This window comes from Acinetobacter sp. 8I-beige, assembly GCF_902505955.1.
Classification (GTDB): domain Bacteria; phylum Pseudomonadota; class Gammaproteobacteria; order Pseudomonadales; family Moraxellaceae; genus Acinetobacter; species Acinetobacter johnsonii.
Genome location: NZ_LR732792.1, coordinates 1,036,116 through 1,056,539, shown reverse-complemented (window position 1 = coordinate 1,056,539; position 20,424 = coordinate 1,036,116). Strand labels below are relative to the sequence as shown.

Below are 20,424 nucleotides of genomic sequence, written 5' to 3'. Positions count from 1 at the left end.
AATAAAAATGAAAAATAGTGCTAAAGATTTTATATTTGGGGATGGCAATACGATGAACCATATGTTCCGTCAGTTTTCAATGGGTGCAATTGCAATGGCGGTGATGCAGGCTGCAAGTGCGCAAGTCAGTATTACGAATATTGTGCCGATGCAAATTCCGGGACAGGGAACAGAAATTCGTGTCATGTTCAACGGTTTGCCACCACAGCCGCAAGCCTATCAGTTGGAACAGCCATCACGTTTGGTTTTGGATTTTGATAAAGCACAGCAGAGCTTAAAACAAGGCAGTATTGCGGTGGCAACGGTTGAAGCAAGTACAGTAGATGTAACTTCAGATGCGCAGCGTTCACGTTTAACTGTAAATTTGGCTGATGCCGGTGCATTTACTACACGTGTTGAAGGTAATACCTTTATTCTGAAAATTAACTCAGCGAACCCAGCGGTAGCAACACCTGTTGCTGCAGCGCGTTCAGAGCAAGGCATTTCAAATATTGGATTCCAACGCGGTTCAGATGGTGAAGGCCAAGTTGTGATTGATTTAAAAGGTAGCAATACCCCTGTCGATGTGAAACAACAAGGCAGTAAAATTGTGGTGCGCGTTTTGGGGAATAAAATTCCTGCCCACTTATCGCGCCGTCTCAATGTGAATGATTTCGCCACGCCTGTATCGACCATCGATGCACAAAATGATGGTAGTAACGGCCTGATTACGATCCAATCGAATGGTAGTTTTGAATATATGGCTTATCAGGCAGAAGATAAGCTCACCATTAGTTTAAAGCGTCCTGAAGATAAAAATCCAATGAAGCCTAAAGCACCAAGTGCTTATACGGGCAAAAAGATTTCTTTAGATTTCCAAGATATTGAAGTGCGCCGTGTATTACAGCTCTTGGCTGATTTCACAGGTATTAATATGGTGGCCTCGGACACAGTACAAGGCAATATTACCTTGCGTCTTAAAGATGTTCCGTGGGATCAAGCACTTGATATTATTATGAAAACAAAGAATTTGGACAAGCGACGCAATGGTAATGTGATTTGGATTGCGCCTGTAGCTGAACTGATCAAATCTGAGGAAGATGAAGCGAAGGCGATTGCACAAAATATTAAGCTTGCACCAATCCAAACAGATTATATTCAATTGAGTTATGCAAAAGTAGAGGATATCGAAAAGTTAATGACCCAATCGAAAGGGTCGAATAATTCAAATGGCGTTGGCAATGATAATAATGATTCATTGCTTAGTGCGAGAGGTTCGGTGACGTCTGATAAGCGTACCAATACGTTAATTTTAAATGATACATCACAAAATATTGATAAGATCCGCCGGATGATTGACTTGCTGGATGTTGCAGTGAAACAGGTGATGGTCGAAGCCCGTATTGTCACGGCACAAACGGATTTCTCTCGTGAACTAGGCATCCGTTGGAGTGCTCAAAAATTGGGGAATAGTCCAGTTTGGGGGGGGGATTTCCAGCCGAGTTTTGACTTGGGAGTAGATTTAGCAACAGGTACGGCTGGAACGTTTAACTTTGGTTTATTGAAAATCTCAGATTATATGCTGAATCTTGAGTTAACTGCACTACAAGCAGATGGTCATGGTGAAGTGTTATCTGCGCCGAAAGTACTCACGGGTGACAAGCAAAAAGCCTATATTTTACGTGGAGATCAAATTCCTTACCAAACTTGGAGTGCTGAGACAGGGACAACAACCAGTTTTGTTGATGCGAATTTAAAGTTAGAAGTGACTCCAAGTATTACGCCTGATGGCCGTGTACAAATGTCGTTGAAAATTGAAAAAGATACTGTTGGCGCACTAACATCTGCAGGGTATTTGATTAATACCAATGAACTTGAAACCAATGTTTTGGTGGATGATGGCGAGACGGTTGTATTGGGTGGTATTTTTGATGACATTAAGCAAAATCAATATGAGAAGGTTCCCTTTTTTGGGGATTTGCCTGTAGTGGGTGCTTTATTTAAAAATAACACCAAATCTAGTGCGCAAACTGAGTTATTGATTTTTGTGACACCACGAATTGTTAATGACAGTGTTTCAAGAAATCATTAATATATTTTCAATTTGAACAAATCTAAAAGGTGACTCCTTGCCAAGCAAAGAGTTTGAAACCCTACCAAATATTTATTTGGTAGGGCCTATGGGGGCTGGAAAAACAACGGTAGGACGACATTTAGCTGAACTGTTAGGACGTGAATTTCTTGATAGCGATCATGAGATCGAGCGTAAAACAGGGGCAACGATTCCATGGATCTTTGAAAAAGAGGGTGAGCTTGGGTTTCGTAGTCGTGAAACAGTTGTGATTGATGAGTTAACCTCTCGACCCAACTTGGTCTTGGCCACAGGTGGTGGGGCGGTGACTCAGGCTCCAAATCGCACATTTCTCAAACAACGAGGTATCGTTGTTTATCTTTATACTCCTGTAGAGATTCAACTACAGCGAACCTATCGTGATAAAAATAGACCACTACTTCAAGTGGAGAATCCTGAACAAAAGTTAACTGATTTACTCAGCGTTCGAGATCCTTTATATCGTGAAGTTGCCCATTATATTATCGAGACCAATCAAGGGGCTGCACGTGATCTTGCGCAGCGTATCTTAAACTTGATTCTTGTAAAGTAGTTTTGATTCAGTTTTGAAGTGATTTGATCCATGCAAACCTTATATGTTGAACTTGGCGAACGCCGTTACCCGATCTTTATTGGTAGTGATTTAGATCCGAAAGCTTTACTTGAGCCGTATATTCACGGGCGCCAAGTCATGATTGTGAGTAATGAAACGATCGCGCCTTTGTATTTAGCGCGTTACGTGGCAGCAATTGAAGCATTGGGAAAAACAGTTGCAACGTGTATTTTGCCCGATGGTGAAAAATATAAGAATATTGAGCACCTCAACCTGATTTTTGATGCATTGTTAGTGTCAGGTTTCAACCGTGATTGTACAGTTTTAGCTTTAGGTGGTGGTGTGATTGGTGATATGGCAGGCTTTGCTTCAGCATGCTTCCAGCGTGGGGTCTATTTTATTCAGGTGCCAACGACACTTCTTTCACAGGTTGATTCGAGTGTCGGTGGTAAAACAGGGATTAACCATCCGCTGGGTAAAAATATGATCGGGGCATTTCAGCAACCGCAAGTGGTCTTGGCGGATATGTCTCAACTTAAAACGCTGCCAGCACGTGAGTTATCCGCAGGTTTAGCAGAAGTGATTAAGTACGCACTCTTGGGTGATGCTGATTTTCTCGCTTGGTTGGAGCAACATATAGATGATTTGGTGCAGGGTGATGAAGCTGCACTGGCTGAAGCTGTGTATCGTTCTTGTGCCCATAAAGCGCGTATTGTTGCCAATGATGAAAAAGAACAAGGTGAGCGTGCCTTATTGAATCTTGGGCATACCTTTGGACATGCGATTGAATCTTATCTAGGCTATGGTGAATGGCTCCATGGAGAAGCTGTGGCAACAGGTATGGTGATGGCAGCAGATTTATCGCAGCGTATGGGATGGGTCAGTGCAGAAGATTTGGCACGTACAAAAAATATCATTCAACGCGCGAATTTGCCGATAGTATGTCCACAGATTCCCCTCGATGACTTTTTGGCGTATATGGCGCATGATAAAAAAGTCTTGAACGGGCAGCTGCGTTTGGTTTTGATGCAAGCGGTAGGGCAGGCCATCATTACCAAAACATTTGATGTAGAATTGATGAAACAGGCGATTTTAGCCAACCAAGAACAGGCATAACTTTATTATGGCAACAACCCTTCGAACCCAGTGGCAGACAAAGCAAAATTATATTTGGCTTGCATTCGGAGGGGTATGCTTGTTTGGCGCCTTAGTCTTTTGGGCCATTACAGATCAAGAGACTGTGGTTGAAGTTGAAAAAAAAGCTGAATCTGAAGTTGAGTTACAAATTCAGCCAGAAAAAGTCGCAACAACCGCACATTTAGGCTCATTCCTCGATGAAGTAAAGCCTTTGGATATGACGACACGTGTTGTAGCAATCGCGCAGCATGAAGCTGAATTTCGTGGGACCAAATTTATTCAGGAAAATAAAAAGAACAGTACAGTTGAACTGTTTAGAGTCTCAGAAGAAGCGATTATTAAGCGCTTTTTGCAAAGGCAATCTGATCGTCAAGCTTTTAGCTACTTAAGACTGACGGGTGAAAACCAAATTGAGCAATATGTGCTGATCTATGGTGTGTATAAAAATGCCAATGAGGCGCAAAAGGGATTAGCTGATTTAAAACTGACGTTGCCGAAGTCGGTGCAACCCAAAGTTAAAAAAATTGAAAGCTATGCCGAATATGTCAATGACCTCGGTTCTGATGAGCTTGTACTTAGCAATAAGCTCTATGCCGTGCAGTTGAAACCAGCCGCTGTGCCCGTGATTGATGAAGCCACGCTTGCTGCGCGTCAACAAGCGGCACGTGCAGCAGTTGCACAAAATAAACAATCGACAACATCGACGACGGTTACTCGTCGTGATACGGATGGAAATGTGGTTGATGTGCAAAAGTCACAAACGACCGTAGAGAATGCGCCACAAAATAAAACAAATGTACCTGAAGTGACCGACCCATTTAATTAAAATTGGTTCATTATGGCGCATCAAAAAATGTAAATTCCATATGTGCACAGATATAGTGCAATAAATGGATTGTCCTCGAACTAAATTTTTACGTAAAAAACACAAACCTAATAAAACTAAAGCGTTTAACACACAAAATAAATAATTGGCATAAAACTTGCTTTAATGGTGCATGAATTGAGTTGATGTCACTGTTTTGGCGCAAAAAAGATTCGATTTATGAGCGAAATAGTAGCGGCCAAGTGCCTTAAATAAGTGCGTGACTGCTGCATACATTTTTTCAATTAAGACATGCATAAAGACGAAAATCAGTCTATCTTGGGTGTGAAGAAAAAATGCTGTACTTCAATCAGAATCTGAATATGAGTCAATTGAACGAATCGGCAAGAAGTAATTAGATTGTTAGACGCCCGACAGGGCCTGTAGAAAGAAGGGTACGCTATGCACATGCCATCGCCTAATACTGTAGCTCCCGCTCAAGGTTTATACCAACCGGATGAGTTTAAAGATAACTGTGGTTTTGGTTTAATCGCCCATATGCAGGGTGATGCAAGCCATGATCTTGTCAAGACTGCTATGCACAGTCTGAGCTGTATGACCCACCGCGGTGGTATTGCTGCAGATGGTAAGACAGGGGATGGTTGCGGTTTACTCTTAGCAATGCCAAAACAGTTTTTCCGTGAAGAAGCGAAAAAACTCAGTGATATTACACTCAGTGAGGTTTTTGCTGTCGGTACGGTGTTCTTAAGCCTCGATCCAGCAATTGCAGCATATGCAAAACAAATTCTAAGCAAAGAAATTGAATCTGAAGGTTGCCGAGTATTGGCGTGGCGTGTGGTCCCGACCAATAACGATGCTTTGGGTTCGATTGCGATGCAGTCACTTCCTGCATTTGAGCAAATTATTGTGAACTGCCCAATGGGTGTGTCTGAAGTTGAGTTTAACCGTAAACTCTTCTTGGCACGCCGCCGTGCAGAACAGCAGCTTACTAATGACGCTTCATTTTATGTAACTACATTATGTTCAACAGTGATTAGCTATAAAGGCTTGATGATGCCTGAAGCGATTGCTGACTTCTATACAGACTTGGCAGACCCACGTCTTGAGTCACATATTGTGGTGTTCCACCAACGTTTCTCGACCAATACTTTGCCGCGTTGGCCTTTGGCACAGCCATTCCGTTATCTTGCGCACAATGGTGAAATTAATACCATTACTGCGAACCGTAACTGGGCGATGGCACGTACGCCAAAGTTTGAAAACCCATTATTGCCTGGTTTAACTGAACTCAACCCAATTGTGAACCGTACTGGCTCGGATTCTTCAAGCTTAGATAACATGCTTGAAATTCTTGTTGGCGGCGGTATGGACTTGTTCCGTGCATTACGTATGTTGGTTCCGCCAGCATGGCAGAACGTGGAAACTTTAGATGCTGATTTACGTGCATTCTATGAGTTTAACTCGAAACATATGGAAGCGTGGGATGGTCCTGCTGGTCTCGTGATTCAAGATGGTCGTCATGCGATTTGTATGTTGGACCGTAATGGTTTGCGTCCAGCCCGTTGGGTGATTACCAAAAATGGTTACATCACATTGGCTTCTGAAATTGGTGTATGGGGCTACGAGCCTGAAGACGTGATTTCTAAAGGTCGTGTCGGACCAGGTCAAATTCTAGTGATCGATACTTTCACAGGTAAAATGCTCGACACTAAAGATGTCAGCACGCATTTGAAAAAAATGCGTCCTTATCGTGAATGGTTACGTGAAAACTCAGTTCGTGTACAAGGTAGTCCAGAGCTTGAAGAGTATTTATGTGATCAAGGCTTAAAAGGCGATGACCTGAAAGCATCACAAAAAATGTTTATGGTGACCTTTGAAGAGCGTGATCAATTGCTTCGTCCAATCGCTGAAAGCGGTCAGGAAGCAGTGGGTTCAATGGGTGATGATACGCCAATGGCGGTTTTGTCTCGCCAAGTACGTCATGTGTCGGATTATTTCCGTCAACAGTTTGCTCAGGTTACTAACCCACCAATCGATCCATTACGTGAATCGATTGTGATGTCATTGGAAACGTGTTTAGGGCGTGAGCAAAACGTTTTTGAACAGAGCCCTGAGCATGCGGATCGCTTGATCATTTCAAGCCCAGTACTGTCAAATTCGAAAATGCATCAAATCCGTACGCTGGGTCGTAAGGGTTATGAAATTGCAGATATCGATTTAAATTATGCGGAAGATGAAGGTCTAGAAGCTGCAATTGCGCGTATTTGTGAAGAAGCAGCGCAAGCGATTCGTGATGGCAAAACCTTATTGGTGTTGTCTGATAAGAAAATTCGTCAAGGTTTCTTGCCTGCCAATGCATTGATGGCAACAGGTGCTGTACATCACTATTTAATTAATGTTGGTTTACGTACTGATGCCAACATTATTGTTGAAACAGCATTGGCGCGTGATCCGCATCAATTTGCAGTTATTCTAGGCTTTGGTGCGACAGCAATTTATCCTTATCTTGCTTATGACGTGATCAATGACTTGGTTGCCAAAGGTGAGCTATTGGGTGACCCAATCCAAGCGCAAGTGAATTTCCGTAAAGGCATTGAAAAAGGCTTGTTAAAAGTCCTTTCAAAAATGGGGATTTCAACGGTGGCCTCTTACCGTGGTGGTCAGTTGTTCGAAGCGGTGGGTCTGTCTGAAGAAGTGGTTTCAAAATGCTTCACAGGTGTACCGAGCCGTATCAAAGGTGCAACCTTTGTTGATCTTGAAAATGACCAAAAGAAATTGGCTGATACCGCATGGAAAACACGTAAACCAATCGATCAAGGTGGTTTGCTGAAATTTGTCTTCGACAAGGAATACCATGCATTCAACCCAGACGTGATCAATGCTTTGCATAAATCAGTGCGTTCTGGTCAATATGCAGACTTTAAAGAATATGCTGAGCTGGTGAATAACCGTCCAGTGGCAACAATTCGCGACCTATTAAAGTTAAAAACAGATAACTCGATTGCTCTAGATCAAGTGGAGTCTGTAGAAGCGATTTTACCGCGCTTTGACTCTGCAGGCATGTCTTTAGGTGCATTGTCTCCTGAAGCGCATGAGGCGATTGCGATTGCGATGAATACCATTGGTGGCCGTTCAAACTCGGGTGAGGGCGGTGAAGATCCAGCGCGTTATGGCACGATTCGTAACTCGAAAATCAAACAGATTGCATCAGGTCGTTTTGGTGTAACGCCTGCGTATTTAACCTCTGCTGAAGTCTTGCAGATTAAAGTGGCGCAAGGGGCTAAACCGGGTGAGGGTGGTCAGTTACCAGGTGGTAAAGTGAATGGCTTAATTGCGCGTTTACGTTACTCAGTGCCGGGTGTAACACTAATTTCGCCACCGCCACACCACGATATTTATTCGATCGAAGATTTATCGCAATTGATCTTTGACTTGAAACAAGTCAACCCTCAGGCGATGGTATCGGTGAAATTGGTTTCTGAGCCTGGTGTTGGAACGATCGCAGCAGGTGTTGCAAAAGCGTATGCAGACTTCATTACCATTTCTGGTTATGACGGTGGTACAGCGGCATCTCCACTTTCATCGATTCACCATGCGGGTTCACCTTGGGAACTCGGTTTAAGTGAAGCACATCAGGCGCTTCGTGTGAACGATTTACGTGGTAAAGTCCGTGTTCAAACCGATGGTGGTTTGAAAACAGGTTTAGACGTGGTGAAAGCAGCGATTTTAGGTGCAGAAAGCTTTGGCTTTGGTTCTACGCCAATGATTGCTTTAGGTTGTAAATACCTGCGTATTTGTCACTTGAATAACTGTGCAACGGGTGTTGCAACTCAACAAGATCATTTACGCCAAGAACATTATATTGGCGAGCCACAAATGCTCATCAACTTCTTCACCTTCATTGCTGAAGAAACACGTGAGTGGCTGGCAGCGTTGGGTGTTTCAAGCCTTAAAGACTTGATTGGTCGTACGGATTTGCTTGAAATGCTTCCAGGTGAAACGGAGAAACATGCGCACCTTGATTTGAGCGCATTACTGGAGTCACATCCTTCTGCGCAAGGTAAGGCGCAGTACTGTGAAGTTGAAGGTAACGCACCGTTTGATAAAGGCTTGCTTGCTGAGAAAATGGTTGCTGAAATGCTACCAGCAATTGAAGCTGGGACCACAGGTGAATATCACTTCAGCATTGGTAACTGTGACCGTTCAATTGGTGCTCGTATTTCTGGTGAGATTGCGCGTCGTTATGGCAACCTCAGCATGGAAGCGCACCCAGTAAAAATGAACTTGGTCGGTACAGCGGGTCAATCTCTCGGTGTTTGGAACGCAGGTGGTTTGCACATTCGTTTAGAGGGTGATGCGAATGACTACGTGGGTAAAGGTATGGCAGGTGGTCGTGTGTCGATCTTCCCACCAAAAGGTTCGCCTTTCCAAACCCAAGAAACTGCAATCATTGGTAACACCTGTTTATATGGTGCAACAGGCGGTAAATTGTTCGCGGCAGGTACGGCAGGTGAGCGTTTCGCGGTACGTAACTCAGGTGCTTTTGCCGTGATTGAAGGTGCGGGCGATCACTGCTGTGAATATATGACAGGCGGTATCGTGACCGTACTTGGTAAAGTGGGTCATAACTTCGGTGCAGGTATGACAGGCGGTTTTGCTTACGTTCTTGACCTTGATAATGACTTCGTTGATCATTACAACCACGAGCTGATTGAGCTGAATCGTATTTCTACTGAATCGATGGAAGAACATAAAGAGTTCTTAGGCCGTATCTTAGATGAACACATTGCTGAGACTGGTAGTGCTTGGGCGTACAAGATCCGTAATGAGTTTGATTTCTACAGTCGTAAATTCTGGTTGGTGAAACCGAAAGCTGCCAACTTACAGACTTTGTTGAAAACCACTCAAGCTGATCCACAATAATTCCACTACTGCTGATACATAGGCAGGTGCAGACGATAGATAAACGGGCTGCACCTACCCACGGAGAGAGACATGGCAGAGCGCCTAAACAATGACTTTCAATTTCTGGATGTAGCACGCCAAGATCCAGAGAAAAAAGAGATTCAGGTCCGCAAAGCAGAGTTTGTGGAAATTTATAAACCTTTTACAGCGGAAGTGGCAGCAAATCAGACCCACCGTTGTTTAGGGTGTGGTAACCCATATTGTGAATGGAAATGTCCAGTACATAACTACATTCCAAACTGGTTAAAGTTGATTGCTGAAGGCCGTATTTTCCAAGCAGCAGAGCTGTGTCACCAAACCAACACGCTACCAGAAGTATGTGGTCGTGTTTGTCCGCAAGACCGTTTATGTGAAGGGGCTTGTACCTTAAACGATGGTTTTGGTGCAGTAACGATTGGTAACGCTGAAAAATATATCAATGACACTGCGTTTGCACTGGGCTGGCGTCCAGATATGTCTTCAGTAAAGTGGACAGATAAAAAAGTCGCGATCATTGGTGCAGGCCCAGCGGGTCTAGGCTGTGCTGATATTTTGGTGCGTAGCGGGGTTAAACCTGTTGTATTCGACAAACGCCCTGAAATTGGTGGTCTACTGACCTTTGGTATTCCAGAATTTAAAATGGAAAAAGATGTGATGAAGCGTCGCCGTGAAATCTTCACGGGCATGGGCGTGGAATTCCGCTTAAATACTGAAATTGGTACAGATGTTACTATTGATCAACTCCTTGCAGAATATGATGCGGTGTTCATGGGTATGGGTACTTATACCTACATGAAAGGTGGCTTCGCAGGTGAAGATTTAAATGGTGTCTATGATGCCTTGGATTTCTTGATTGCCAATGTCAACCGTACTCAAGGTTGGGAAAAAGACCCAAGCGAATACATTAGTGTTGAAGGTAAAAAGGTGATCGTTCTTGGCGGTGGTGACACAGCAATGGACTGTAACCGTACTTCGATTCGTCAGGGTGCGGAAGTGGTGAGCTGTGCATACCGTCGTGATGAAGAAAACATGCCAGGTTCGCGTCGTGAAGTGCAAAATGCCAAAGAAGAAGGTGTGAACTTCTTGTTTAATCGTCAACCGATTGAAATCGTCGGTGAAAATGGCAAAGTCACGGGCGTGAAAGTGGTTACGACTCAACTTGGCGAGCCTGATAGCCGTGGTCGTCGCAGTCCAGAACCAATTCCGGGTTCAGAAGAAATTTTACCTGCAGATGCAGTTTTATTGGCATTTGGTTTCCGTACCAGCCCTGCGGATTGGTTTACAAATGTGAATATTAACCTTGATGGTTCAGGTCGTGTAGTTGCGGCTGAACAGCAAACCTATAAATTCCAAACCTCAAACCCGAAAATCTTTGCGGGTGGTGATATGGTTCGTGGTTCAGACCTTGTTGTCACAGCGATTTGGGAAGGCCGTCAAGCAGCTGAAGGTATTTTGGATTATTTAGACATTTAATCTAAATCGTTCAACACAAAAACCCGCTTCGGCGGGTTTTTTTATTGATTACTGTTTGCCTGAGATGATATGAAAGAGGTGGGTCGGGATAAATCGAAAGAGATCTGGTGGTAAGTTCTGTAAAAATGGACGAATTTGCAAACGCACTAAGCATTTTTGCCATATGTGAATGGCCTCTAAATTCAGATACTGAAGATCGCTCGGTTAAATGTTAGGAAATGGACATGACTCAAGTGACGACAGAAAAACTATATCAACATCGTCCAAAAGCTCAGGGTATTACGATTCGGCGTTTGCAATTCAACCCCAAAGCCATTCGTCGGCATTATTTTGCCAATTCACCAGTCATGTCGCATTTGCTGACGGCATTGTCTTCGACGTTTCCCATAGGCGAGCAGTTCTTTGTGCATAGTGTGCGCAATGTACGTGACCAAGTGAAGGATGACAATCTGCAAGCGCAGATTGCGGCATTTATTGGTCAAGAGGCGATGCATTCTCAAGCACACACGGCATTTAATGCTGCATGGCGCCGTGATGATTATAATCTCGACCGTTTTCAGGCATGGTTGGCGCGTAAAGATGATTATGTGAAAAATCTGCATCCTAAAATTCAGCTCGCAATCACCTGCGCTTTTGAGCATTTTACGGCACTGCTAGGCGGCTATATTTTAAGGCATCCTGAGGTATTGAGTACCTTGGATGATGATGCGGTTAAACTCTGGGTGTGGCATGCCATTGAAGAAATTGAGCATCGTGCGGTTGCCTTTGATGTTTATCAAAATGTGTATGGTGATGACAAGATTCGCCGTTTAATTATGCGCAGTGTAACGACAGGTTTCGCCAGTTTAACTTTTTACTCGGCTAGTCGATTATTTTTACAAGACCACAAAAAGAGTATACCTAAATTGGGCGGGAATCTGTTTGGATTGTATTTGCTGGCGAAGATGTTTGTGCAATTGCTGCCTGAATATTTGTCGTATTATAAAACCAACTTTCATCCCTCAGATATTGATTACACCCAACTGTTGAAATACTGGAAAACCCGTTTGGCAGACGACTATCAACTCGAAGGTTTTCAGCAGGAATTGCAGGCGGCTATTTAGTTTAAGTATAAAAATAAATAATCAAAACCGAGTGAAAATCGCTCGGTTCTTTCATTTTTAGCTACTTTAACTAAAAGCAACAAAAGGATAATCAAATGTGTTTACAATCAGGTTATTGCAATAAATACAAAAGAAAGAGGATAGCTGAATGAATTTTATGAAAAAAACTGCTGTCGTTGTTACCCTCGCGAGCACGTTAACGCTATCGGGCTGTGGTTATAATACCTTGCAGGTCAAAGATGAGGCAGTTACAGCTGCTTGGTCAGAAGTGCAAAACCAATATCAGCGCCGCGCAGATTTGGTGCCGAACTTGGTGAATGTAGTGAAGGGGTATGCTAAGCATGAAGAGCAAGTCCTAACCGAAGTCACACAAGCTCGTGCCAATGTGGCGGGTTTAAAAGTCGATAAAGAAGTATTAGAAGACCCTGCATTATTCCAAAAATATCAAGAAGCGCAGGCGCAAATGACAGGTGCATTGTCGCGTTTAATTGCGGTCTCAGAAAATTATCCAGATTTAAAAGCCAATGAACAATTCCGTGATTTGCAGGTTCAGCTCGAAGGTACCGAAAACCGTATTGCTGTGGCGCGTAATCGCTATATTACTACGGTGCAAGACTTTAACTCCTATTCACGCCAGTTCCCACAAGTCATGACTGCCAAGGTGATTGGGATGGACACCAAACCGAACTTTAGTGCAGAGCAAAGCGCGCAAAAAGCACCAACGGTGTCATTTAATTAACTGAAACCTCAGTGATCTAAAGCAATCGTAGGCATAGGGTGAATGAATGATAGGACAGCAGCAGTTCGTACGCTTTTCGTATAAATGGGTGCTTGCATTCATTTTATCAGGACTGCTGTGTCTAAGTTCTTTAACATGGGCAGAGGTTGCTACAGCAACAGATGGTGGTGCTGAAACAGTTATCGCTGGAAAAATTATTCAAGGTCAGCAAGCGGAGAGTTCCAATAATGTAAGCTCGACGAATATTGATGCCGTTCCACAACCACACGTTGCCAATGATATGGCAGAAGGTGAATCGATACGAGCGTTACCGACCTTAAATGAACCCGTGGTCGATCAAGCACATATTTTAAGTACTGAAGATAAACAAGCCATTGGCCAAAAAATTCGTGCCTTACATGACACAGGAAAAGCCCAAATAGGCGTAGTGATAGTACCGACCACAGGTCAAGAGGATATTTTTGGTTTTGCCATGCATATTGCAGACCAATGGCAGCTCGGTTCAGCAAAGCAGGACAACGGTTTGCTGATAGCAATTGCCGTTAATGACCGGCGTATGCAGATTCTTACGGGTTATGGTTTGGAAGGCGTCATTCCTGACATTATTGCGAACCGCATTATTAACCAACAAATCACACCGTATTTTAAGCAAGCTCAGTATGCTCAAGGGATCAATGCGGGGCTTGCTGAAATTGAACGGATTTTAAATCTTGATCCTGAAGTTGCAGCCCAAGCGGCGCAAGAACTAGAAGAACGCCAAGACCAAACCATTCGGGAACAAGAGGCCGAAAGTAAAACCTTTAGTATGGCTTTATTTATTTTAATTGCTGGCGCAATTGGCTCATTTGTGGTGGGGAAGCGTTTAAGTGCCTCGACTGCAGCAGTTGCAGGCATCGTGGCAGGCTTGGTGAATGGAGCAGGTTTAGTCACCAGTTTACTGATTGGTGGTGGGATTTTCTTTTTACTCATCACGACCTTAGCCCAAACAATTTTTCAGCTTTTTCTCTCCTCAGGCGGGGGAGGTGGACGTGGAGGGCGTGGCGGCGGCGGTTTTGGTGGAGGTGGATATAGTGGCGGGGGCGGCGGCTTCGGCGGCGGAGGAGCATCAGGATCATGGTAACAACAACTGAAACGACGGAAATCGTCACTAAGCCAAAGCTAGATGAAGTCGTACAACCGAGTTTTAAGCGTTGGTTAAAGCATTTACTGCATATGCCAGCAAGTAAACGTTTCTTTAATCAGCAAGATCAACATGTGATTGCGCAAGCGGTAGTTGCTGCTGAACATGGGCACATTGGTGAAATCCAAGTTGTGATCGAAGGGCACATGCCTGCACGAGAAGCCTATTATTTAGATACTCGTGGACGTGCGAAACAACTTTTCGCTGAGCTAGGTATTTGGGATACCGAGCTGAATAGTGGTATTTTACTTTACTTAAACTTGTGTGAGCGGAAAGTCGAGATTGTCATTGACCGTGGGATACAGCAAGCCACTACACAGCAGGTGTGGGATGAGGTCTGTCAGAGTATTATTAAAAAAATGTCACAGCAACAGTATCGGCAGGCTTTAGTCGAAGGCGTAACTCAAATCGGGACTATTTTGGATCAATTCTATGCCAATAAAATAGAAGACAAAGCTGATGAATTGAGCAATTCGCCAATTATGTTGAACTAGAAAGAGGGAAATTGACAATATTTGTCAGTTTTTTACATAAAAACACAATGCTCAAAAATAAATTCTTAAATAGTGAAATAAAGTGCTGTTTTTTATTTGAAAATAAATATAATAAAAGTTGGCATAATACATGCTAATTACAAAGTAGCTTAAAAAGCTTATAAAAAATTAACAAAACATTTGTGGAGAATGTTATGAACGCTCAAAAGGGTTTTACTCTTATTGAATTAATGATCGTTGTTGCAATTATCGGTATTCTTGCTGCGATTGCGATTCCTGCGTATCAAAACTACACGAAACGTGCGCATGTTTCTGAAGGTTTGAGCTTAGCTGGCGGTGCAAAAGCTGCTGTTGCAGAATTCTATTCTTCTAACAACCGTTTGCCACAAGCTAACTCAAGTGTTGGTTTGGCTGATGCTGATAAAATTACTGGTAATGCTGTGAGTAAGGTCTTTGTTGGATCTGCTGACTCAAGTGGTGTAGCTGATGGTCAAATTCTAATTCAATATAATGATAAAATTGACGCTACGAAAAAGGATTTAATTTTGAGTCCGATTACCTCTGTAGGCGGTGTTAAATGGACTTGTAAGCCACAAACAGGTACATCGGGTATTGATACTAAGTTTGTTCCAACAAACTGCCGTTAATATTTATTAATAAAAAACGCTCATCAAAGATGGGCGTTTTTTATTTTTTAGTTAAAGCATCTTAAGAGTAAGATATGTACAAAAAATATTATTCAATTATCATATTTTTCTTTATTTTAGTTTTAACGGTATTTGTATATTGGACGGGTTTGCAAGGTAATTTTTTATTTGATGATTATCCTAATTTACAAGATTTAGGTACTTATGGAGTTATAGATAGTTGGGATAAAGTCAGAAACTTTATTTCTAATGGTTTTTCTGGCCCGACGGGTCGCCCAATTTCATTACTCAGTTTCTTAATTGATGCAAATACATGGCCAGCATCCCCTTATTCATTTAAATATACCAATTTAATGATTCATTTGTTAAATGGTGTTCTTTTATATTGGGCAATATTATTATTGCTTAAAAATTATAATTACAAAGAAAGTAAATCTATATGGATTGCACTAGTTGCAAGTGCGATTTGGTTATTGCACCCATATTTTGTTTCTACTACGTTGTATGTTGTGCAAAGAATGGCACAGCTTGCTACTTTATTTAGCTTAGTTGGTATTGTTGGATATTTAAAATACCGTTTATCTATACCTTTTAAGCCTGTTCGGGCATACATTGGGATGGTATTTTTTCTGGGATTGGGAACAGTCTTTGCAACATACAGTAAAGAAAATGGTGCTTTGCTCCCTTTTTTAATCTTAGTGATAGAGTTTTGTAATCCCAATAAAATGAATAGACCAATATGGCAATGGAGGGCTTTCTTTTTATGGTTACCATCTATTGCCATTTTGGTTGTGCTTAGCAAGTATATAACGTTTGCTGAAGATCCTTGGCCTAATAGAAATTTTAATATGATTGAACGACTTTATAGTGAAAGTCGAATATTATGTGAATATTTATTTAATTTACTGATACCTCAAGTTGAATTAAGAGGTCTATATCAAGATGCTTTTATAGTGTCAAAATCAATTTTTAATCCTATTACAACTTTATATTCAATAGTTTTTTTATTAGCTTTGGTGTTTTTAGCTTTATTTTTTAAAAAGAGATATCCTTTATTTGCACTGGGAATTCTATTTTTTTTAACAGCACACTTAATGGAATCAACAGTTATTGGTCTAGAACTATACTTTGAACATCGTAACTATTTAGCTGCAATTTTCTTATTTTTACCTATAGTAAGCGGTCTTGCACTTCTCAAAGATAAAATAAATGCTCAATTGGTTAATTTGATTGTTATTTTCATTTTAGGTGGATTGAGTTTTTTTACCTATGAAAGAGCTAAACTCTGGGGTAATACTCCTGCTTTAGAACTGTATTGGGCTCAAAATTCACCTAATTCGCCCCGAGCTCAAAGTTCTATAGCGGGTATGTTATTTGATCAGGGGAGGGTGCTTGAGGCTAATCTATTTTTAGAAAAAGCAATTCAACGCATGCCTGAAAGTGCTTTGCTAAACATGCGGTTGCTATTGCAGAAAGTTTATTCGGATATAGCAACAGAGCAAGATTTTGCAATAACGTCTCAAATGCTGAGAAAACAGCTTTTTGATGCACAAGCTGTTCAAGCCTTACGTAATTTAGTTGAATATATTACAGCGCAACATAAAACGCAGCATTATGGGCAATGGTCGTTACAGCTGATAAATGAATTAGAGACAAATAATGAATATAAAAATTACCCAGTATTTCAACGTTTGATGCCTTACTTGAAAGCTAAAATTTATTTAGAGCAAGGGAATGTAGAAAAATCTTTAAAATATTATAGTGATGCAATAATTTTATATAATGATGTTGAGGCAGGAATGATGATGGTTTCCGAACTGGCCACACATGGAAAGATGAAAGAAGCGTTGGTTTTGTTAAATACAGTGGAAACCATTTACAAAAAGCAAGAGATATCCACCCTTAAGCGGTCAAGTAAAGAGTATGACTTCGAAATAGGTAGAATTAGAGTGATTTTGGAAGAGCAATTAAATGAACATAAGTCATGAAGTGTGTAAAATTAGTATAGTTCTACCAGCCAAAAACGAAGCAGGAGCTATTCAGCAGACAGTTAAGGCAATTAAGCAACTCAATAGAGTTGATGAAATTATTGTAGTCAATGATGGTTCAACTGATGATACTGCTCAAATTGCAGAGCAAGCAGGTGCTAAAGTCATTAGCCATCCTTATTCGAAAGGCAATGGTGCAGCAATTAAGACAGGTGCTAGAAATGCAACGGGTGATATCATTATATTTATGGATGCTGATGGCCAGCATGATGCTAATGATATTTTTAAGCTCATTGAAAGAATTGAAGAAGGTTATGATCTCGTTGTAGGTGCTCGTCAAAAAGGTTCACAAGCAAGTATAGGTCGTGGAATAGCAAATAAGCTTTATAATAATTTAGCAACTTATATGTCTGATCATCCTGTAGAGGACTTAACATCAGGCTTTCGAGCAGTACGGGCAGAAAAATTTAGAGAGTTTATTTATCTTTTACCTAATGGCTTTTCTTATCCAACCACCAGTACGATGGCATTTTTTAGAGCGGGTTATTCTGTGAGTTATGTCCCAATACATGCGGCTAAAAGAATTGGAAAAAGTCATATTCATCCATTGAAAGACAGCATTCGCTTTTTTCTCATCATTTTTAAAATAGCAACCTTATATTCTCCTTTAAAAATGTTCCTGCCATTTTCAGTTTTGTTATTTATTTTAGGAACAGGATGGTATGGATATACACTTTATGAATATCAGCGTTTTACAAATATGAGCGCTTTATTGTATACCGGAAGTATTATGATATTTCTTATGGGATTAATATCAGAGCAAATTACATCATTAATGTATAAAAAAGATGAGTGAGTGTTGACGTGTTGAACACTGTATTTGGAATTTGGAACATACTTACACCTTTAGATAAACGAAAAGTAGGAATCGTTTCTTTACTCGTTATTTTGATGGCTATAGTTGAATCTATTGGTGTTATATCAATAATGCCATTTCTTGCAGTTTTGGCAGATTTTGAAGTAGTTAATCAAAATAAATTATTAAAAAAATTGTATATATTTCTTGATGTAAATAATATTAATGAATTTATTGTTTATTTAGGAGGTATTTCACTTTTTATTGTTATTTTTTCTGCCGTTTTAAAAATTATCACTCAATATGCGCTAAATCGTTTTTCAAGTTTGCAGCGTCATTACTTTTCAAGCCGTTTGCTAGATATATATCTTCAGCAAAACTATAGTTTCTTTACCCAAAGAAATAGTGCGGAATTGTCAAAGCATATTCTTTCAGATGTTGATCAGGTTGTCTGGGGAGTTATTAAACCACTATTAACAATAGTGTCATATGGATTGGTTGTGGTCTCCATGATTGTAATATTGGTTTTCTATGATCCAATCATGGCTTTATCTACGGCTATTATTATTATTTTTTTTTACACCCTAATGTTTGTTGTTGTAAAAAGAATGATGAGTAAAATCAGCAAAGAATATTCGAAAGCGAATGAAGAGCGTTATCAGAGCTGTCAGGAAGTATTCGGCGGTATTAAGGATGTCATGATTAATCATGCACATTCACATTATTTAAAGCGTTTTGACTCTAACTCCCGTATATATGCACGACATTTAGCTACACAAGAGTCTTTAGGGCAAATTCCATTACATGTAATTGAAGCAATTGGCTATGGTTGTTTAATTTTATTGGCAATTTTTCTTGTATTGCAAAATCAAGATGTGGGCACTATTTTACCAGTGATTGGATTGTATGGAGTAGCAGCATATAGAATGTTGCCAGCGGCACAAAATATCTATCGTTCATTTACTACTTTAAAATTTTCAGAAAATATATTGAAAGAAGTGTTAGATGAATTTGAATTAAAACATCAAGAATTAAAAGCAGATTTTGTTACCTCTCCAATAAAATTTGATAAAGGGTTTAGTTTATCAAATGTAAAATTTTACTATCCCAATAACCCTAATAAAGTAATTTTCTCTGATGTTAATATTGTAGTTGAAAAAAATACAAGTTTAGGCATTGTTGGTAAAAGTGGGTCAGGTAAAAGTACTTTGATGGATATAATGTTGGGACTGCTTGAACCTACACAAGGCATTTTGACAGTAGATGAGCAAATTATAACTCAAGATAATGTTAAATCTTGGCAAAAAATTGTGAGTTATGTACCTCAATTTATATATTTGGCTGATACGACTGTGATGGAAAATATTGCATTTGGTATTCCTCAACATAAGATTAATCTGGATGCTGTTATCGAGGCGGCAAAATTGGCGCAAATTCATGAGTTTATAGTTAGTAATTTAGAAAATGGCTATCAAACTATAATTGGGGAAAGGGGGATTCTGCTTTCAGGCGGGCAACGACAGCGTTTGGGTATAGCACGTGCATTATATGTGCAACCGCAAGTTATTTTTATGGATGAAGCAACAAGTGCTTTAGATGTGGGAACAGAAAAAGCAGTAAATGAAGCAATTCAAAGCTTAAATGGAAAAATGACTATGGTAATTATTGCACATAGAGAAAGTACAGTTGCAGATTGTTCTAATATTCTAAGTATTGGTTTTGGGGATTTATATGAAAAATGATAAACCAGCTTTTATATTCCGATTATTCAGAGCATTTACGCCACCAATTATGTTTAATTTCATAATGAAATTGATAGATAAGAGTCAATCATCACTTTTTGATGGGGAGCAAAATGCTTTATTATTTAAAAAATATATTCAGGACTGTAGAGTGTATGGTGAGTATGGATGTGGTTTAAGTACAAATTATGTTTTAAAAAACACAAACTGTTTTGTAATTGCTACCGATTCTTCAAGTGAATGGGTTGAACTGGTTGAAAAAAGAGCAAATTTTTCTAAAAAACTAGATATAAATTACATAGATGTAGGTGTTGTTGGTGATTGGGGAAGACCAATAGATTATAAAAAAAGAGAAAATTTTAAAGATTATACAGATCAATTATGGGGGAGAAATTTAAAACCTGATTTAGTTTTAATTGATGGTAGGTTTCGAGTCGCTTGTTTTTTAACGTGTCTATTAAAAGCACCAATAGGTACAGTAATTATATTTGACGATTATATAAATAGACCTCAATATCATATTGTTGAAAGTTTTGCTTGTTTGACAGAATTTAGTGGTAGACAGGCTGTTTTTATTAAACAGGCTTTAACACAAGATCAGGTCGTTGGAGTTCAGAATATGCTTGATAAATTTCGTTATGTTATGGATTGAG

At 40.5% G+C, this 20,424-nt stretch carries 15 protein-coding genes; all 15 read left to right on the top strand.

Annotated features, from left to right (window positions below):
- The first annotated feature begins 7 nt into the window (after positions 1-7).
- The 15 genes from GVX98_RS15395 to GVX98_RS15325 all read left to right on the top strand — a co-directional run bounded on the left by GVX98_RS15395 (position 8) and on the right by GVX98_RS15325 (position 20,423).
- The gene (locus GVX98_RS15395) at positions 8-2,071 is read left to right on the top strand and encodes a type IV pilus secretin PilQ (protein WP_159128561.1); all 2,064 of its coding nucleotides are present in this window, start codon (positions 8-10) and stop codon (positions 2,069-2,071) included.
- A gap of 37 nt (positions 2,072-2,108) precedes the next feature.
- Positions 2,109-2,642 (top strand): shikimate kinase AroK, encoded by a 534-nt coding sequence (aroK, locus tag GVX98_RS16960; RefSeq protein ID WP_159128560.1) that lies wholly within the window; start codon positions 2,109-2,111, stop codon positions 2,640-2,642.
- A gap of 30 nt (positions 2,643-2,672) precedes the next feature.
- Entirely contained in the window at positions 2,673-3,758 is a 1,086-nt protein-coding gene (gene aroB, locus GVX98_RS15385) for a 3-dehydroquinate synthase (protein WP_159128559.1), read from the top strand.
- Positions 3,759-3,765: 7 nt separating this feature from the next.
- Positions 3,766-4,605: a hypothetical protein gene (locus tag GVX98_RS15380; protein ID WP_159128558.1), complete on the top strand. Its 840-nt coding sequence runs from the start codon at positions 3,766-3,768 to the stop codon at positions 4,603-4,605.
- A 447-nt stretch (positions 4,606-5,052) separates the two neighbouring features.
- Entirely contained in the window at positions 5,053-9,528 is a 4,476-nt protein-coding gene (gene gltB / locus GVX98_RS15375; protein ID WP_171503354.1) for a glutamate synthase large subunit, read from the top strand.
- A 72-nt stretch (positions 9,529-9,600) separates the two neighbouring features.
- Positions 9,601-11,022 (top strand): FAD-dependent oxidoreductase, encoded by a 1,422-nt coding sequence (locus tag GVX98_RS15370; protein ID WP_151835964.1) that lies wholly within the window; start codon positions 9,601-9,603, stop codon positions 11,020-11,022.
- Between the two features lie 224 nt (positions 11,023-11,246).
- Positions 11,247-12,125 carry a metal-dependent hydrolase gene (locus GVX98_RS15365; RefSeq protein ID WP_004978063.1) on the top strand — a complete coding sequence of 293 codons (879 nt, stop codon included), beginning with the start codon at positions 11,247-11,249 and terminating at the stop codon, positions 12,123-12,125.
- Between the two features lie 148 nt (positions 12,126-12,273).
- On the top strand, positions 12,274-12,864 hold the full coding sequence (locus GVX98_RS15360) for a LemA family protein (RefSeq protein ID WP_004978062.1): 591 nt from the start codon (positions 12,274-12,276) through the stop codon (positions 12,862-12,864).
- Positions 12,865-12,910: 46 nt separating this feature from the next.
- Positions 12,911-13,984 (top strand): YgcG family protein, encoded by a 1,074-nt coding sequence (locus GVX98_RS15355; protein ID WP_159128556.1) that lies wholly within the window; start codon positions 12,911-12,913, stop codon positions 13,982-13,984.
- Positions 13,978-14,538, top strand: coding sequence for a TPM domain-containing protein (locus GVX98_RS15350; protein ID WP_159128555.1), 561 nt, complete (start codon positions 13,978-13,980; stop codon positions 14,536-14,538). Before GVX98_RS15355 ends, GVX98_RS15350 begins: the two co-directional genes overlap by 7 nt.
- Before the next feature lie 194 nt (positions 14,539-14,732).
- The gene (locus GVX98_RS15345; RefSeq protein WP_159128554.1) at positions 14,733-15,185 is read left to right on the top strand and encodes a pilin; all 453 of its coding nucleotides are present in this window, start codon (positions 14,733-14,735) and stop codon (positions 15,183-15,185) included.
- A 74-nt stretch (positions 15,186-15,259) separates the two neighbouring features.
- Positions 15,260-17,173 (top strand): lipopolysaccharide assembly protein LapB, encoded by a 1,914-nt coding sequence (locus GVX98_RS15340; protein ID WP_159128553.1) that lies wholly within the window; start codon positions 15,260-15,262, stop codon positions 17,171-17,173.
- Positions 17,157-18,029 carry a glycosyltransferase family 2 protein gene (locus GVX98_RS15335; RefSeq protein ID WP_228716303.1) on the top strand — a complete coding sequence of 291 codons (873 nt, stop codon included), beginning with the start codon at positions 17,157-17,159 and terminating at the stop codon, positions 18,027-18,029. Before GVX98_RS15340 ends, GVX98_RS15335 begins: the two co-directional genes overlap by 17 nt.
- Positions 18,030-18,037: 8 nt before the next feature.
- Positions 18,038-19,771, top strand: a complete 1,734-nt coding sequence (locus tag GVX98_RS15330) for an ABC transporter ATP-binding protein (protein ID WP_159128552.1) — start codon at positions 18,038-18,040, stop codon at positions 19,769-19,771.
- The gene (locus GVX98_RS15325) at positions 19,761-20,423 is read left to right on the top strand and encodes a hypothetical protein (protein ID WP_159128551.1); all 663 of its coding nucleotides are present in this window, start codon (positions 19,761-19,763) and stop codon (positions 20,421-20,423) included. The genes GVX98_RS15330 and GVX98_RS15325 overlap by 11 nt, the downstream gene beginning before the upstream one ends.
- Position 20,424: the final 1 nt, after the last annotated feature.

What these genes read in the sequence shown, in the direction of transcription:
- GVX98_RS15335 (WP_228716303.1), top strand. Translation starts at nt 17,157, where the DNA reads ATGAACATAAGTCATGAAGTGTGTAAAATTAGTATAGTTCTACCAGCC.
- gltB (WP_171503354.1), top strand. Translation starts at nt 5,053, where the DNA reads ATGCCATCGCCTAATACTGTAGCTCCCGCTCAAGGTTTATACCAACCG.
- aroB (WP_159128559.1), top strand. Translation starts at nt 2,673, where the DNA reads ATGCAAACCTTATATGTTGAACTTGGCGAACGCCGTTACCCGATCTTT.
- GVX98_RS15365 (WP_004978063.1), top strand. Translation starts at nt 11,247, where the DNA reads ATGACTCAAGTGACGACAGAAAAACTATATCAACATCGTCCAAAAGCT.
- GVX98_RS15370 (WP_151835964.1), top strand. Translation starts at nt 9,601, where the DNA reads ATGGCAGAGCGCCTAAACAATGACTTTCAATTTCTGGATGTAGCACGC.
- GVX98_RS15380 (WP_159128558.1), top strand. Translation starts at nt 3,766, where the DNA reads ATGGCAACAACCCTTCGAACCCAGTGGCAGACAAAGCAAAATTATATT.
- GVX98_RS15340 (WP_159128553.1), top strand. Translation starts at nt 15,260, where the DNA reads ATGTACAAAAAATATTATTCAATTATCATATTTTTCTTTATTTTAGTT.
- GVX98_RS15350 (WP_159128555.1), top strand. Translation starts at nt 13,978, where the DNA reads ATGGTAACAACAACTGAAACGACGGAAATCGTCACTAAGCCAAAGCTA.
- GVX98_RS15395 (WP_159128561.1), top strand. Translation starts at nt 8, where the DNA reads ATGAAAAATAGTGCTAAAGATTTTATATTTGGGGATGGCAATACGATG.
- GVX98_RS15360 (WP_004978062.1), top strand. Translation starts at nt 12,274, where the DNA reads ATGAATTTTATGAAAAAAACTGCTGTCGTTGTTACCCTCGCGAGCACG.
- GVX98_RS15355 (WP_159128556.1), top strand. Translation starts at nt 12,911, where the DNA reads ATGATAGGACAGCAGCAGTTCGTACGCTTTTCGTATAAATGGGTGCTT.
- GVX98_RS15325 (WP_159128551.1), top strand. Translation starts at nt 19,761, where the DNA reads ATGAAAAATGATAAACCAGCTTTTATATTCCGATTATTCAGAGCATTT.
- GVX98_RS15345 (WP_159128554.1), top strand. Translation starts at nt 14,733, where the DNA reads ATGAACGCTCAAAAGGGTTTTACTCTTATTGAATTAATGATCGTTGTT.